Origin of the sequence: Sphingopyxis sp., from assembly GCF_019459305.1 — a bacterium.
Taxonomy (GTDB): domain Bacteria; phylum Pseudomonadota; class Alphaproteobacteria; order Sphingomonadales; family Sphingomonadaceae; genus Sphingopyxis.
Map to the genome: position 1 here is coordinate 1 of NZ_JAIBES010000043.1, position 12,991 is coordinate 12,991.

The 12,991-nt window shown below is 65.0% G+C and carries 13 protein-coding genes; 6 read left to right on the plus strand and 7 right to left on the minus strand.

What is annotated here, in order from left to right:
- Nucleotides 1-76: 76 nt before the first annotated feature.
- The 6 genes from K0M74_RS04575 to K0M74_RS04600 form a co-directional block, all read right to left on the minus strand.
- Nucleotides 77-1,573: a CpaF family protein gene (locus tag K0M74_RS04575; RefSeq protein WP_293968551.1), complete on the minus strand. Its 1,497-nt coding sequence runs from the start codon at nt 1,571-1,573 to the stop codon at nt 77-79.
- A 192-nt stretch (nt 1,574-1,765) separates the two neighbouring features.
- Nucleotides 1,766-2,023 carry an ATP synthase F1 subunit epsilon gene (locus tag K0M74_RS04580; RefSeq protein ID WP_293968553.1) on the minus strand — a complete coding sequence of 86 codons (258 nt, stop codon included), beginning with the start codon at nt 2,021-2,023 and terminating at the stop codon, nt 1,766-1,768.
- A 44-nt stretch (nt 2,024-2,067) separates the two neighbouring features.
- A complete protein-coding gene (atpD, locus tag K0M74_RS04585; protein ID WP_293968555.1) occupies nt 2,068-3,606 on the minus strand; it encodes a F0F1 ATP synthase subunit beta in 1,539 nt (512 codons plus the stop codon).
- Nucleotides 3,607-3,630: 24 nt separating this feature from the next.
- On the minus strand, nt 3,631-4,506 hold the full coding sequence (locus K0M74_RS04590) for a F0F1 ATP synthase subunit gamma (RefSeq protein ID WP_088443022.1): 876 nt from the start codon (nt 4,504-4,506) through the stop codon (nt 3,631-3,633).
- A 70-nt stretch (nt 4,507-4,576) separates the two neighbouring features.
- A complete protein-coding gene (gene atpA / locus K0M74_RS04595) occupies nt 4,577-6,106 on the minus strand; it encodes a F0F1 ATP synthase subunit alpha (protein ID WP_293968558.1) in 1,530 nt (509 codons plus the stop codon).
- Nucleotides 6,107-6,145: 39 nt separating this feature from the next.
- Entirely contained in the window at nt 6,146-6,712 is a 567-nt protein-coding gene (locus K0M74_RS04600) for a F0F1 ATP synthase subunit delta (RefSeq protein WP_293968560.1), read from the minus strand.
- A 270-nt stretch (nt 6,713-6,982) separates the two neighbouring features.
- Here K0M74_RS04600 and K0M74_RS04605 point away from each other — a divergent pair, with 270 nt between their 5' ends.
- Genes K0M74_RS04605 through K0M74_RS04615 form a run of 3 tightly spaced genes read left to right on the plus strand, consistent with a single transcriptional unit; the run spans nt 6,983 to nt 8,991 of the window.
- Nucleotides 6,983-7,651 carry a dienelactone hydrolase family protein gene (locus K0M74_RS04605; RefSeq protein WP_293968574.1) on the plus strand — a complete coding sequence of 223 codons (669 nt, stop codon included), beginning with the start codon at nt 6,983-6,985 and terminating at the stop codon, nt 7,649-7,651.
- Nucleotides 7,648-8,175 carry a shikimate kinase gene (locus K0M74_RS04610; RefSeq protein ID WP_293968562.1) on the plus strand — a complete coding sequence of 176 codons (528 nt, stop codon included), beginning with the start codon at nt 7,648-7,650 and terminating at the stop codon, nt 8,173-8,175. The genes K0M74_RS04605 and K0M74_RS04610 overlap by 4 nt, the downstream gene beginning before the upstream one ends.
- 3 nt (nt 8,176-8,178) lie before the next feature.
- Nucleotides 8,179-8,991: an alpha/beta hydrolase gene (locus K0M74_RS04615; RefSeq protein WP_293968564.1), complete on the plus strand. Its 813-nt coding sequence runs from the start codon at nt 8,179-8,181 to the stop codon at nt 8,989-8,991.
- Here K0M74_RS04615 and K0M74_RS04620 read toward each other — a convergent pair.
- Nucleotides 8,988-10,517, minus strand: coding sequence for a serine protease (locus K0M74_RS04620; protein WP_293968566.1), 1,530 nt, complete (start codon nt 10,515-10,517; stop codon nt 8,988-8,990). The genes K0M74_RS04615 and K0M74_RS04620 overlap by 4 nt on opposite strands.
- A 103-nt stretch (nt 10,518-10,620) precedes the next feature.
- Between K0M74_RS04620 and K0M74_RS04625 the strand changes: the two genes are divergently transcribed.
- Genes K0M74_RS04625 through K0M74_RS04635 form a run of 3 tightly spaced genes read left to right on the plus strand, consistent with a single transcriptional unit; the run spans nt 10,621 to nt 12,883 of the window.
- Complete coding sequence (locus K0M74_RS04625; protein ID WP_293968568.1) at nt 10,621-11,091, plus strand: DUF1203 domain-containing protein; 471 nt, start codon at nt 10,621-10,623, stop codon at nt 11,089-11,091.
- Nucleotides 11,088-12,125, plus strand: a complete 1,038-nt coding sequence (ada, locus tag K0M74_RS04630; RefSeq protein ID WP_293968570.1) for a bifunctional DNA-binding transcriptional regulator/O6-methylguanine-DNA methyltransferase Ada — start codon at nt 11,088-11,090, stop codon at nt 12,123-12,125. The genes K0M74_RS04625 and ada overlap by 4 nt, the downstream gene beginning before the upstream one ends.
- Nucleotides 12,125-12,883, plus strand: a complete 759-nt coding sequence (locus tag K0M74_RS04635; RefSeq protein ID WP_293968572.1) for an isocitrate lyase/phosphoenolpyruvate mutase family protein — start codon at nt 12,125-12,127, stop codon at nt 12,881-12,883. The genes ada and K0M74_RS04635 overlap by 1 nt, the downstream gene beginning before the upstream one ends.
- Nucleotides 12,884-12,991: the final 108 nt, after the last annotated feature.

The window sequence follows — 12,991 nt, forward strand, 5'->3', positions numbered from 1 at the left end:
CTCGCGAAGGCGGTGGCCGCAAGAGATGTAGTGCGAGGCCGACAGCGGCCCCCGCCTTCGCGGGCGCGACGAAATGTTACAGACACGCCTCAAGATATGGCTGATCGAACCCGTATTGACGCGCTTTTTCCAGTGTGTACGGGCGCAGACCCATGGCGCGATATTCGCCGACGATCTTGCCGTCCTTGTCCTCGTCGAGATATTCGAACTTGAACAATTCCTGGGTGACGATGACGTCGCCTTCCATGCCAATCACCTCGGTGACGTTGGTGACGCGGCGCGACCCGTCGCGCAGGCGCTTGATCTGGATAACCATGTCGACCGAATCGGCGATCTGTTTCGAAATCGCTTCCTTCGGTATCTTTACGTCGCCCATCAGCACCATATTTTCCATTCGGCCCAGGCACTCGCGCGGGCTGTTGCTGTGCAGCGTACACATCGATCCGTCGTGACCGGTGTTCATCGCGGCGAGCAGATCGAAACACTCGGCGCCGCGGACCTCACCCATGATGATGCGGTCGGGGCGCATACGCAGCGCGTTCTTGACGAGGTCGCCCATGTGGATCGCGCCATTGCCTTCGAGGTTCGCGGGGCGGGTTTCGAGGGGCAGCCAGTGCGGCTGTTGCAGGCGAAGTTCGGCGGCGTCTTCGATGGTCAGCACGCGCTCGCCGGGGTCGATCATTTTCGACAGGGCGTTGAGCATCGTCGTCTTACCCGAACCGGTACCGCCCGAGATGACGATGTTGAAGCGGCTGGCGCCCGCGATTTTCAGAGCGGTACACATCTTCTGGCTCATCGCGCCCCATTGGCACAGCATGTCGAGCGTGATCGGCTTGGCCGAGAATTTACGAATCGAGATCGCGGTGCCGCGCAAGGACAGCGGCGGGACGATCACGTTGACGCGGCTGCCGTCCTTGAGACGGGCGTCGGCGAGCGGGGTGGTCTGGTCGACGCGGCGGCCGACGAGGTTGCAGATGCGCTGCGCGATCTGGAAAAGATGCTGTTCATCGCGGAACTGGATCGGTGCGAGGACCAGCTGGCCCTTTTTTTCGATATAGGTTTGGTACGGGCCGTTGACCATGATGTCCGAAATGTCGGGGTCGGCGAGCAATTCTTCGAGGGGGCCGAAACCGAGCAGTTCGTCGACCAGCACCTTTTCGAGCGCAAATTGTTCGCGGCGGTTCAGCGTGATGCGCAGCTCGGCGAGCACTTCGAGGATGATCGGGCGGAATTCTTCGGTCAGCTCGTCCTTCGACAGCGTCGCCGCGGCCTCGGGATCGACGCGTTCGAGCAGGCGCGGCAGCACCTGTTCCTTGATCTTATGAACGCTGGCTTCGAACCCTTGCGCCTTTTCGGGCTCGGCCATATCGGCGGTCGAGCGCAGGTTCAGCCGCTCCATCGCCTCTTCTTCGGGCGACAGGTGCGACGGCATTTTCGGGATTTCGATCGCGGGCGGCGTGTCGATGGCTGGGAATTGCGCGCCGCCACCCATGCCCGATCCACCCTGCATCGGCTTGGCCACGCCAAAGGCGGGGCGGCCAGCGGTTCCGGGTCGGCGTCCGAATGCACTCATTCGCTTTGTCCTGTTTTCCAAATCCTGTCAAAGGGATCGCCGCCTATGGCTGACGCACCCCCATCCGACACGGTGAATAAAGTGGAAACTTTGACATTGTCCTAATGCGCGGGGTGATTGTGGCGCTGACATAAAAAAGCCCGCATCCGATGGAGATGCGGGCTTTGCTTCTGCCGTGGACGGCGGAAAGGATCAGCCGGCGATATGCTCGGCGAGGACGGTCAGACCCGACTCGTTGACCTCGGCAAAGCCGCCTTCGACTTCGATCACCTCGGGCGCGGCGCCCTGCGCGGCATAGATGGTCAGCGGCGCGTTGCGCAGCGTTGCCATGAACGGTGCATGGCCTTCGAGCACCGAAAAATCGCCCTCGGCGCCGGGCACGGTGACCATATAAACCTCGATCGACCGCTCGAGGCGGGCCGGGGTGACGAGTTCGAACTTCAGAGCCATGATATGTCCTTAAACCCCTCCCGCGCGGGAGGGGTGTAGGTTTGTTACGCGTCTTCGGCGAGCTTTGCGGCCTTGGCGACCGCTTCGTCGATGCCGCCGACCATGTAGAAGGCCGCTTCGGGCAGATGGTCATATTCGCCGTCGACCACCGCCTTGAACGACTTCACCGTGTCTTCGATCGCCACGAACTTGCCGGGGATGTTGGTGAAGACTTCGGCGACGTGGAACGGCTGGCTGAGGAAGCGCTGGATCTTGCGCGCGCGGGCGACAACCAGCTTATCTTCTTCCGAAAGCTCGTCCATGCCGAGAATGGCGATGATGTCCTGCAGCGATTTGTACTTCTGCAGCGTTTCCTGAACGCGGCGGGCGGTTTCATAATGCTCCTGCCCGACGATCGCGGCGGTCAGCACCCGGCTGGTCGAATCGAGCGGATCGACCGCCGGATAGATGCCAAGTTCCGAAATCGCGCGGTTCAGCGTCGTCGTCGCGTCCAAGTGAGCGAACGAGGTCGCAGGCGCCGGGTCGGTCAAGTCATCCGCGGGTACGTAAATGGCCTGCACCGAGGTGATCGAGCCCTTGTTGGTCGAGGTGATGCGTTCCTGCAGCGCGCCCATGTCGGTCGACAGGGTCGGCTGATAACCCACGGCCGAGGGAATACGGCCGAGCAGCGCCGACACTTCCGAACCAGCCTGGGTGAAGCGGAAGATGTTGTCGACGAAGAACAGCACGTCCTGGCCTTCGACGTCGCGGAAATATTCGGCGATCGTCAGGCCGGACAGCGCGACGCGGGCGCGGGCGCCCGGGGGTTCGTTCATCTGGCCGAATACCAGCGCCACCTTCGAACCCTCGGGGGTCGGGTTGCCATCGGCGTCCTTGGCGATAACGCCGGCATCGAGGAATTCGTGATAAAGGTCGTTGCCTTCGCGGGTGCGTTCACCGACGCCCGCGAACACCGACGTACCACCATGGCCCTTGGCGATGTTGTTGATCAGTTCCTGAATGAGAACGGTCTTGCCGACCCCGGCGCCGCCGAACAGGCCGATCTTGCCGCCCTTGGCGTAAGGCGCGATCAGGTCAATGACCTTGATTCCGGTGACGAGAATGCTCGATTCGGTCGACTGGTCGACGAACTCAGGCGCCTTGGCATGGATCGGCGAGCGGAGGTCGGTGACGACCGGACCGCGTTCGTCGATCGGCTCGCCGATGACGTTGAGGATGCGGCCGAGCGTTTGCGGGCCGACGGGCACCGAAATCTGCGCGCCGGTGTCGCGAACCGGCTGGCCGCGGGTCAGGCCGTCGGTGGCGTCCATCGCGATGGTGCGAACGGTGTTTTCACCGAGGTGCTGTGCAACCTCGAGCACGAGGCGGTTGCCGTTGTTGTCAGTTTCCAGCGCGTTCAGAATCGCGGGCAGGGTGCCGGTGAACTGCACATCGACGACGGCGCCGATGACCTGCGCGATGCGGCCGGTGGCGATGCCGGTGCTGGCGGTTTTGGGCGCAGCAGCCTTCTTCGGCGCAGCAGCCTTGGGCGCGGCGGCCTTCTTGGCCGGAGCCTTCTTCTCGGGAGCGGGAGCGGTTGCCATGGTCTTCTTCCTTGGGTTGATCGATTAGAGCGCTTCGGCGCCCGCGATGATTTCAATCAGTTCAGTGGTAATCGCCGCCTGACGCGTGCGGTTGTAAATGATGGTCAGCTTGTTGATCAGGTCGCCCGCGTTGCGCGTCGCATTGTCCATCGCGGTCATCGACGCGCCCTGTTCGGACGCGGCGTTTTCCAGCAGACCCTTGAAGATCTGGATCGTGATGTTGCGCGGCAACAGGTCGGCGAGGATCGCTTCCTCGTCGGGTTCATATTCGACCGCGGCGCCGCTCGATGCCGGAACATCGACGGGGGCGGGAACCGGGATCAGCTGCTGGCCGGTCGCTTCCTGCAGCAGCGCCGAGCGGAACTTCGAATAGAAGAGATGCGCGACGTCGAATGCGCCGGCTTCGTACATCTCCATCACCTTGGCAGCGATGTCCTGCGCCTGTGCAAAGCCGATGTCGCGGATGCCGGTCGTCTCGTACTGCTCGACGATCTGGCCCGCGAACAGCCGCGCGATGACCGGACGGCCCTTGCGTCCGACGAGGAAGAAGAGGACCTTCTTGCCTTGGGCTTGCAGGTCGAGCGCCTTGTCGCGCGCGGCGCGGACGATGTTCGAGTTGAACGCGCCCGCGAGGCCGCGGTCGCTGTTGAGCACGACGAGCAGATGCGTGTCGCTCTTGCCCGTGCCCGCGAGCAGTTGCGGCGCCGAATCGGACCCGCCGACCTTCGACGCTAGGCTTGCGACGACGCCCTCAAGCCGTTCGGCATAGGGGCGCGCGGCTTCGGCGGCCGCCTGCGCGCGGCGCAGCTTGGCCGCGGCGACCATTTTCTTGGCCTTGGTGATCTTCTGGGTCGATTTGACCGAGCCGATCCGCCCTTTGAGTTCCTTCAGACTGGCCATGAAGCCCTATCCTTGTGTCCCGGCGAAAGCCGGGATCTCTGTGGGCCCCGGCTTGCGCCGGGGAACAGTTTTAAGCGAAAATCTTGCCGAACGCTTCGAGCGCCGCGACCAGACCCTTTTTGGCGTCGTCGCCCAGATCCTTGGTGTCGCGGATCGTCTTGAGCACATTGGCGTGGTCGCTGCGCAGATAGGCGAGCATCGCCTGTTCGTAGCGGTTGACGTCGGTGGTCGCGACATTGTCGAGGAAGCCGTTGGTGCCGGCAAAGATCGACGCGGTCTGCTCTTCGAACGGCATCGGCTGGAACTGCGCCTGCTTGAGCAGCTGCGTCAGGCGCGCGCCGCGGTTGAGCAGCTTCTGCGTCGACGCATCAAGGTCCGAACCGAACTGGGCAAAGGCTTCCATTTCGCGATATTGCGCGAGCTCGAGCTTGATCGAGCCCGACACCTTTTTCATCGCCTTGGTCTGCGCGGCCGAGCCGACGCGGCTGACCGACAGGCCGACGTTGATCGCCGGGCGGATACCGGCGTTGAAAAGGCCGGTTTCGAGGAAGATCTGGCCGTCGGTGATCGAAATCACGTTGGTCGGGATATACGCCGAAACGTCGCCTGCCTGCGTTTCGATGATCGGCAGCGCGGTGAGCGAACCCGAACCATTGTCGCTGTTCATCTTTGCGGCGCGCTCGAGCAGGCGGCTGTGCAGATAGAAAACGTCGCCCGGATAGGCTTCGCGGCCCGGCGGGCGGCGCAGCAGCAGCGACATCTGGCGATAGGCGACGGCTTGCTTCGACAGATCGTCATAGACGATGACGGCGTGCATGCCGTTGTCGCGGAAAAATTCACCCATCGTGCAGCCGGTGTAGGGCGCGAGGAACTGCAGCGGGGCGGGTTCCGACGCGGTCGCGGCGACGACGATCGAATATTCCATCGCGCCATTTTCTTCAAGCTGGCGGACGATCTGCGCGACGGTCGAGCGCTTCTGGCCGACGGCGACATAGATGCAGTACAACTTCTTCGACTCATCATCGCCCGCGTTGGCGGCCTTTTGGTTGATGAAGGTGTCGATCGCGACGGCGGTCTTGCCGGTCTGGCGATCGCCGATGATCAGTTCGCGCTGGCCGCGGCCGACGGGGACGAGGGCGTCAAGCGCCTTCAGGCCGGTCTGGACGGGTTCGTGCACCGAGGTGCGCGGGATAATGCCCGGCGCCTTCACTTCGACGCGCATGCGCTTGTCAGCCTTGATCGGGCCCTTGCCGTCGATCGGGTTGCCGAGGCCATCGACGACGCGGCCGAGCAGGCCCTTGCCGACGGGGACGTCGACAATCGTGCCGGTGCGCTTGACCTGATCGCCTTCCTTGATCTCGGCGTCGCTGCCGAAGATCACGATGCCGACGTTGTCGGCTTCGAGGTTCAGGGCCATGCCCTGCACGCCATTGGCGAATTCGACCATTTCACCGGCCTGGACATTGTCGAGCCCGTGAACGCGGGCGATGCCGTCGCCGACCGACAGCACCTGACCGATTTCGCTGACCGTGGCGTCGGTGCCGAAATTGGCGATCTGGTCCTTGATGACCTTGCTGATTTCAGCGGCGCGGATTTCCATTGTTTAGCCTTTCATCGGGGCAATTGGGCGTACGGGCTTTCAGCCCTTCATCGCCTGGGCGAAACTATTGAGACGGGTACGGATGCTGCCGTCGATCAGCTGGCTGCCCAGCTGGACGACGAGGCCGCCGAGGATGGCGGGATCGACGGTCGTCGCGACAGAAACGTCGCGCCCGACACGGGATTTGAGGTTCGCGGTCAGCTCTTTGAGCTGCCCGGCGGAAAGCGGGTGCGCGCTGGTGACCTTGGCCGTCACTTCGCCGCGATGGTTCGCGACGATCGCGTCGAACGCGTCGATCATCTTTGGCAGGTCAGCCAGACGGCGATTCTCCGCGAGCACGCCGAGGAATTTGGCGGTCAGCGAATCGATCTGCATCGCTTTTGCGACGGCGCCGATGGCATTGGCGGCATCGGTGCGCCCGACAACCGGGCTGGCGATCAGCGCCGCCAGGTCGGCCGATTCGGCGAGGCCTGCGCGCAGGTCGCTGAGGCTTTTGGCGACCGCGTCGATCGCGTTCGATTCGCGCGCCAGATCGAACAAAGCGATCGCATAGCGGCCCGCGAGGCCCGCCGTGATGTTGCCTTGAATGCCGCCGGAATTCTCCACGCGTGAAAGTCCTTTGCTACGATCCCGTGGGGGATGGGCCGCGCGGGTTTTAAGCGGATATTCGGAAATATCCCCCGCAGCGAAGTCGCGGCGCGCCTAGCAACGATTTTGCTGCAATGCAAGGCGGGGGTGGGGCGAATCAGAGTCCGTCCCCAATGCCGTTTGCCCTGAGCTTGTCGAAGGGCCGCTCTTTCTCCAAAAGGCGCCCAAGAAGGACTGCGCTTCGACAAGCTCAGCGCGAACGGACGAGGGGTGAAGGCTGTGGGCGAAATGATTCGGATGACGATGGACGATGGCGCTGAAATCGCGGTCTATCATGCCCGGCCGACCGGCGAGCGCTGCGGCGGGCTCGTGCTGGTGCAGGAAATCTTCGGGGTCACCGATCATATCCGCGAGCTGTGCGACGAATATGCCGCCGACGGTTATGAGGTGCTGTCCCCCGCACTGTTCGATCGCGAGCATCCCGGGTTCGAGAGCGATTATTCGGGGCCGCAGTTCCAGCGTGCCGTCCAGCTGGCGCGCGAGTTGCACCCGTTCGAGCAGAGCCTGAAGGATGCGCAGACGTGCGTCGACGCGCTGAAATCGAAAGGGCCAGTGTTTATCACCGGCTTTTGCTATGGCGGATCGGTCGCGTGGCGGATGGCGCAGATCAGCCCCGATGTCGCCGCGGCCAGCGCCTATTACGGCAGCCTCGTCCCGACGATGTTCAAGGATGACGCGCCGCGCTGCGCCGCGATCGCCCATTTCGGCCGCTTCGACGGCGGCATCCCGATGGAGGGGGTCGAGGCACTGATCGCGAAGGAGCATCCGACCGCGCAGATCTTCGTTTACGAGGCGGGCCACGGTTTCAACAGCGACCGGCGCAAGGATTATCACGAACCAAGCGCCGAACTGGCACGCGAGCGCACGTTGATGCTGTTCAAGGCGTGCGGTGGATGAGGCTTGTATTCATCCACGGCCCCGCAGCAAGCGGCAAGCTGACGGTAGCGCGCGAGCTCGCTGCTCTCACCGGACTACCGCTATTCCACAATCACCTGATCGTGGATGCGCTACTCGCGGTCTTTCCGTTCGAAAGTGATGTCTTCGTCCAATTGCGCGAGGCGATGTGGCTCGCTGTCTTCCGCGCGGCAGCGACGGAGAAGCGCTCGCTGATCTTTACCTTCCATCCCGAAGCCAGTGTTGCTCCTGATTTTCCGCAGCACGTCGCAGCGCTGGTCGAGGCTGCGGGTGGGCGGGTCGATTTCGTGGGCTTGCGCTGCGCGAGCGAAGTCGTCGAATCGCGGATCGAAGCAGAGTCGCGGCAGGCGAGCGGCAAGTTGTCGTCGCTGACTTTGCTGCGCGACCTGGAGGCAAAGGGCGCCTTCACCTATCCGCTGATCGCTGCGGCGATCGAGATCGACACAGGCGTTGTCGCGCCCGCCGATGCGGCGATCCGCATCCGCGATGGCCTTGCCCTTCGATAACAAATGAAGAGCGCGATCAGCCTGCTGGTTTTCGCGCTCATTCTCATGATTGCGGCGACGGCGCTGCTCTACACGCAGCAGCGGCGGCTGATCTTTCCGGCGCCGAGCCAATATCCGCAGGCGCCGCCGCCGGGTTTCCGGCTGGTCCACACGCAGACCGACGACGGGCTGCGGCTTTCCACTTTCCACCGCCCCGCGCAGCCGGGCCAGCGCACAATCCTCTTCTTCCATGGCAATGGCGACAATCTGCTCGGCGCGATCGAGGCGACGCGCGGGCTTGCGGCGAACGGCAACGGGCTGATGCTCGTCGAATATCGCGGCTATGGCGGCAATCCCGGATCGCCGGGGGAGGCGGGGCTGTATCGTGACGGCGACGCCGCGATACGCTGGCTGTCGGCGCAGCGGATCCCGGCGCGCGACGTCATTATCGTCGGAAATTCGATCGGGTCGGGACCGGCGACCGAAATGGCGCTGCGCCACGAAGTAGCGGCGCTGATGCTGGTGTCGGGCTTTTCCAGCCTGCCCGACGTTGTAGGGGAGGCGATGCCTTTCTTCCCGCGGTGGCTGGTGCGCGACCGCTTTGACAATGTCGGCAAGCTGGCGCGGATGAAGGCGCCTGTGTTCCTGATGCACGGCGACGGCGATACGCTGGTCAGGCCCGCCAATCTGGCGAGGCTGCGACGCGCGCGTCCCGATGCGACGGTGGCCTTGGTCGCGGGCGTTGGGCATGAGGTGGCCTACACTGCGGCGGCGCAGGCAATCCTTGCCGACTGGGTCAACGCGTTGACCGACCGCCCGCTACACTCGGGGGATTAACTTCCCGCGCCGCCGCCCGCCGCGGGCTGGCAACGATAGATGAGCCGTTCGTTCGGGCTGGCAGGCAGCGCGCTGCGGATGGCATCCTGTTGTGCGGCGAGGCCTGCGAGCGCGTCGGGGTCGGCGGTGCAGCTTTTGAGCGTTATCCCGGCGCGGATCTCGCGCGCCTTGGTCATCGCTTCGGCGTCGAGCAGATAGCGGTCGACGCGATAATCGCGCCCCGTCGAATCGATCGACGCGACGGTGACGGTCGCTTCCTCATTGGGGACCAGGATGCGCTGCCAGCGGTCGTCGGCGCCCTTGGTATATTGGGTGCGGTCGTTGACGCAGCCCCCCGCGCCGATCGTCACCGGCACGTCGGTGGTTGCCGACACGGTAATCCGGCTGCGATCGGTGCGAATCGTGCAGAGGAAATTGCCCTCGGCCAGCCTGGGTTCGGTAGTAGCGGGCGGCGGCGTACTGTCCGCCGCAAGCTCGGCGCGTGCGTCGGGGCGGGTGACGAACAGCGCCGCGGCGCCTAGCATCAGCACCGCCCCTGCGCCGCCTGCGATCTTCGCATTGCGCATATTCTGCTGGCTATAGAAAAGCAGCCCGGCGCCCGCTGCCAGCGCGCCGATCACGAACATTACTCCGGCAAGCGCAATGCGGTTCTCGCGCGACGCCAGGGCTTCTTCCTCGGCGCGCGCCTGTTTCAGGTCACGGTCGAGTTTTGCGGCGGCATCCTTGGCGGCGCTGGCCTCGGCGCTCGCGCGCTGTTCAGCGTCCATCGCGGCGCGGTCGCGCGCATCGGCCTCGGCAAGCGACAGGCACGGGGTGCCGACGCTGGCATATTGCTGGTTCGCGTCGGTCAGAAAGCGGGTGAGTTCGCGCCCCGCGATCGCAAAGGCAAAGGGCGAATCGCCGTCGTCGGCGCGGGTGATCGCGGTGTTGATCCCGGTGATCCGCCCGCACGCATCGACGAGCGGGCCGCCCGAATTGCCGCGTGAGATCTTGGCGGTGTGGATCAGCATCGCCACCCCGTCGACGCTCTGGGTGTTCGACAGATTGCCTTCGCTGCGCGTCGGGGTGCGCGGGGTGATATAGTCGTTGGCGCTGCGCGCGGTCGCGAGATCGACATTGCCCGGATAGCCGAGCGCGACGATATCGGCGCCCGATTCGAGCGGGCCGGTGTAGATCGCGGCGGCAGGCAGGCGGGCCTCGGTGATTTCGATCAGCGCCAAGTCGCGCGCCGTGTCGATCGCGATCAGTTTCGCGGCATAGCTTTTCTGCCCCTCCGACGGGACCACGCCGAGCGCGACATTGTTTGGATATTTGACCGCCGATTCGACGACATGCGCGTTGGTGACGATGCGTGTCGGCGAAATTGCGATGCCACTGCCATGGCCGAAACCGACCACCTCGCCGTCGACCATCGCGACGGTGACGACGCGCACGACGCTGCGCGACGCAGCGCTGATGTCGTCGGCGGCGTGCGCGGGAACGGTGACGGTCAGAAGGGCGAGCAGCAACGCAAGGAGGCGGGTCATGGCGCGCACCCTAGCCCCGCCAACTTTGAACGCAAGCATCGGGACGCACCAGTGGGCGCGGTGGTGGCAAGACTGCGGCGACCGCAGAAGAAGGAAAGACCCGATGACCTATTCGATCCAGGGACTCAGTCCCGACCGCTTTGCCCCGCTGTTCGCGCTCGATGACGCCGAACTCGCCGCGATCAACGCGCGCCGCGTCACTGCAACCGCTAACAGCGGCTTTCCGTGCCGTATCAGCCTGCAGGATGCGCGTGCCGGAGAGGAGCTGATCCTGCTCCACCACACCAGCCACGATGTCGAAACGCCATTTCGCAGCGCCTATGCGATCTATGTGCGGCCGGGCGTCGACGCGGCAAGCTATCGCGATACCGTTCCGCCGGTGTTCGAGGGTCGGCCCATCGCGCTGCGTGCGTTCGCTGCCGACGGCATGCTGCAAACCGCGCGGCTCGCGGGTCCGGGCGAGGCCGATGGCGCGATCCGCGATCTGTTCGCCGACGCTGGCATCGCCTATATCGACGCGCACAACGCCGCGCATGGCTGTTTCGCGGCGCGGATCGAGAGGGACGGGGTATGAGCGCCGCTGAGACCATGACCGACGATGCGCGCTGGGCGGCGGTGCTCCGCCGCGACCGCGCGCTCGACGGGAGGTTCGTTACCGGGGTGCTGACTACTGGCATCTATTGTCGGCCGAGCTGTGCCGCGCGCCACCCGCTGCGCGACAATATCCGCTTCTTTGCCGATGGCGCCGCGGCGCGCGCGACCGGCCTGCGCCCGTGCAAGCGCTGCCTGCCCGACGATGTCGCGCGCGACGAAGGCGCGGTGCTCGCGGCGATCCACGCGATCAAGGCAAGCGAGGAGCCGCTGGCGCTCGCCGATCTGGCTGGTCGTACCGGCTATTCGCCGACGCATTTCCAGCGCGTCTTTACGCGCCATACCGGCCTGTCGCCCGCCGCTTATGCCCGCGCTCTGCGCGAGGAACGTGCGCGGCAGGCGCTGAGCGAGGGCGGCCGGGTGACCGATGCGATTTACGACGCGGGCTTTTCGGGGCCGTCGCGATTCTATGACAATATGGAGGGACGGATGGGGATGGCGGCTTCGGCGTGGGTGAACGGCGGCAAGGGGGTGACTATCCACTGGGCGGTGTTGCCGACGAGCCTGGGCGATATGCTGGTCGCCGCGACTGACAAGGGGGTGTGCCGCCTTTCGTTCGCGGAAGGCCGCGAGGCGCTTGAAGAACGATTCCCCGCCGCCGAACTGGTCGAGGGCGGCGCCGAATTCGCCGCGCTGCTGAAGCAGGTCGTCGCCGCGGTCGAAGCCCCCACCGACGGTTTCGACCATATCCCCATCGACGTGAAGGGCACCGCCTTTCAGGAAGCGGTGTGGCGCGAACTGCGCAAGATCCCCGCGGGCGAGACGCGTAGCTATGCCGACATCGCCGCCGCGGTCGGCAAGCCCAAGGCGGTGCGCGCCGCGGGCAGCGCCAATGGCGCCAACAATGTCGCGGTGCTGATCCCGTGCCACCGGGTGGTGCGCAGCGACGGGACGCTCGGCGGCTATGCCTATGGCCTGCCGATCAAGGAAGAATTGCTGAAAAGGGAGAGCTTTTGATGTCCGACAAGATTGCGGAGTTCCGCGCATTGCATGTCCCCGGCGACCCGTTGATCCTCGTCAACATCTGGGACGCGGGGAGTGCCAAGGCGGTCGCCGCGGCGGGCGCCAAAGCGATCGCGACGGGCAGCTTCGGGGTCGCGGGCGCACAAGGCCGCGCCGATGGCGAGGATTTTCCGGTCGAAGATGTGTTCGAGAATCTGGCGCGCATCCTGGCGGTCACCGACCTGCCGGTCACCATCGACATGGAATCGGGCTATGGTGCCGACCCGGCGGCGGTCGGCGCGTCGGTCGGCCGCGCAATGGATGCGGGCGCGGCGGGGATCAACATGGAGGACCGGCTGCCCAGCCAATCGGCCCTGCTGCCCGTTGCCGAAGCGGCCGCGCGTTACCGTGCCGCGACCGATACCGGCATCTTCGTCAACGCCCGCTGTGACATCTTTCGCGGCGCCGATGCCGCGCAGTACGGCGAGGCGCTCGTCGCCGCAACGATTGAGCGCGCGCGTGCCTACGCCGACGCGGGCGCAGGGTCGCTGTTCGTGCCATTCTTGCTCGACCCCAAATGCATCGCCGCGATCTGCGACGCCTCACCGCTGCCGGTGAACATCCTGCGCGGCAAGGGCGGGCCAACGCACGAGGAGTTGGCGAGCCTCGGCGTCGCGCGGATCAGCCATGGGCATCAGCCGTGGGCGGCGGCGATGGCGTGGCTCACCGCGCAGGCGCAAAAGGTGTTGGGCGGCGCTGAACCCGATTATTGACGGTCAGTTGGCGGCCCCACCGGCGGCGTGGGGTTGCGTTTCGGCGCCGCCCGGGCGGGGGTGGCGCAACGCCACCAGCCGCGCGCGGGTTTGATAGCCCAGGCCAAT

What these genes read in the sequence shown, in the direction of transcription:
- K0M74_RS04625 (WP_293968568.1), top strand. Translation starts at nt 10,621, where the DNA reads ATGACCTATTCGATCCAGGGACTCAGTCCCGACCGCTTTGCCCCGCTG.
- atpD (WP_293968555.1), bottom strand. Translation starts at nt 3,606, where the DNA reads ATGGCAACCGCTCCCGCTCCCGAGAAGAAGGCTCCGGCCAAGAAGGCC.
- ada (WP_293968570.1), top strand. Translation starts at nt 11,088, where the DNA reads ATGAGCGCCGCTGAGACCATGACCGACGATGCGCGCTGGGCGGCGGTG.
- K0M74_RS04605 (WP_293968574.1), top strand. Translation starts at nt 6,983, where the DNA reads ATGATTCGGATGACGATGGACGATGGCGCTGAAATCGCGGTCTATCAT.
- K0M74_RS04635 (WP_293968572.1), top strand. Translation starts at nt 12,125, where the DNA reads ATGTCCGACAAGATTGCGGAGTTCCGCGCATTGCATGTCCCCGGCGAC.
- K0M74_RS04575 (WP_293968551.1), bottom strand. Translation starts at nt 1,573, where the DNA reads ATGAGTGCATTCGGACGCCGACCCGGAACCGCTGGCCGCCCCGCCTTT.
- K0M74_RS04580 (WP_293968553.1), bottom strand. Translation starts at nt 2,023, where the DNA reads ATGGCTCTGAAGTTCGAACTCGTCACCCCGGCCCGCCTCGAGCGGTCG.
- K0M74_RS04610 (WP_293968562.1), top strand. Translation starts at nt 7,648, where the DNA reads ATGAGGCTTGTATTCATCCACGGCCCCGCAGCAAGCGGCAAGCTGACG.
- K0M74_RS04615 (WP_293968564.1), top strand. Translation starts at nt 8,179, where the DNA reads ATGAAGAGCGCGATCAGCCTGCTGGTTTTCGCGCTCATTCTCATGATT.
- K0M74_RS04590 (WP_088443022.1), bottom strand. Translation starts at nt 4,506, where the DNA reads ATGGCCAGTCTGAAGGAACTCAAAGGGCGGATCGGCTCGGTCAAATCG.
- K0M74_RS04620 (WP_293968566.1), bottom strand. Translation starts at nt 10,517, where the DNA reads ATGACCCGCCTCCTTGCGTTGCTGCTCGCCCTTCTGACCGTCACCGTT.
- atpA (WP_293968558.1), bottom strand. Translation starts at nt 6,106, where the DNA reads ATGGAAATCCGCGCCGCTGAAATCAGCAAGGTCATCAAGGACCAGATC.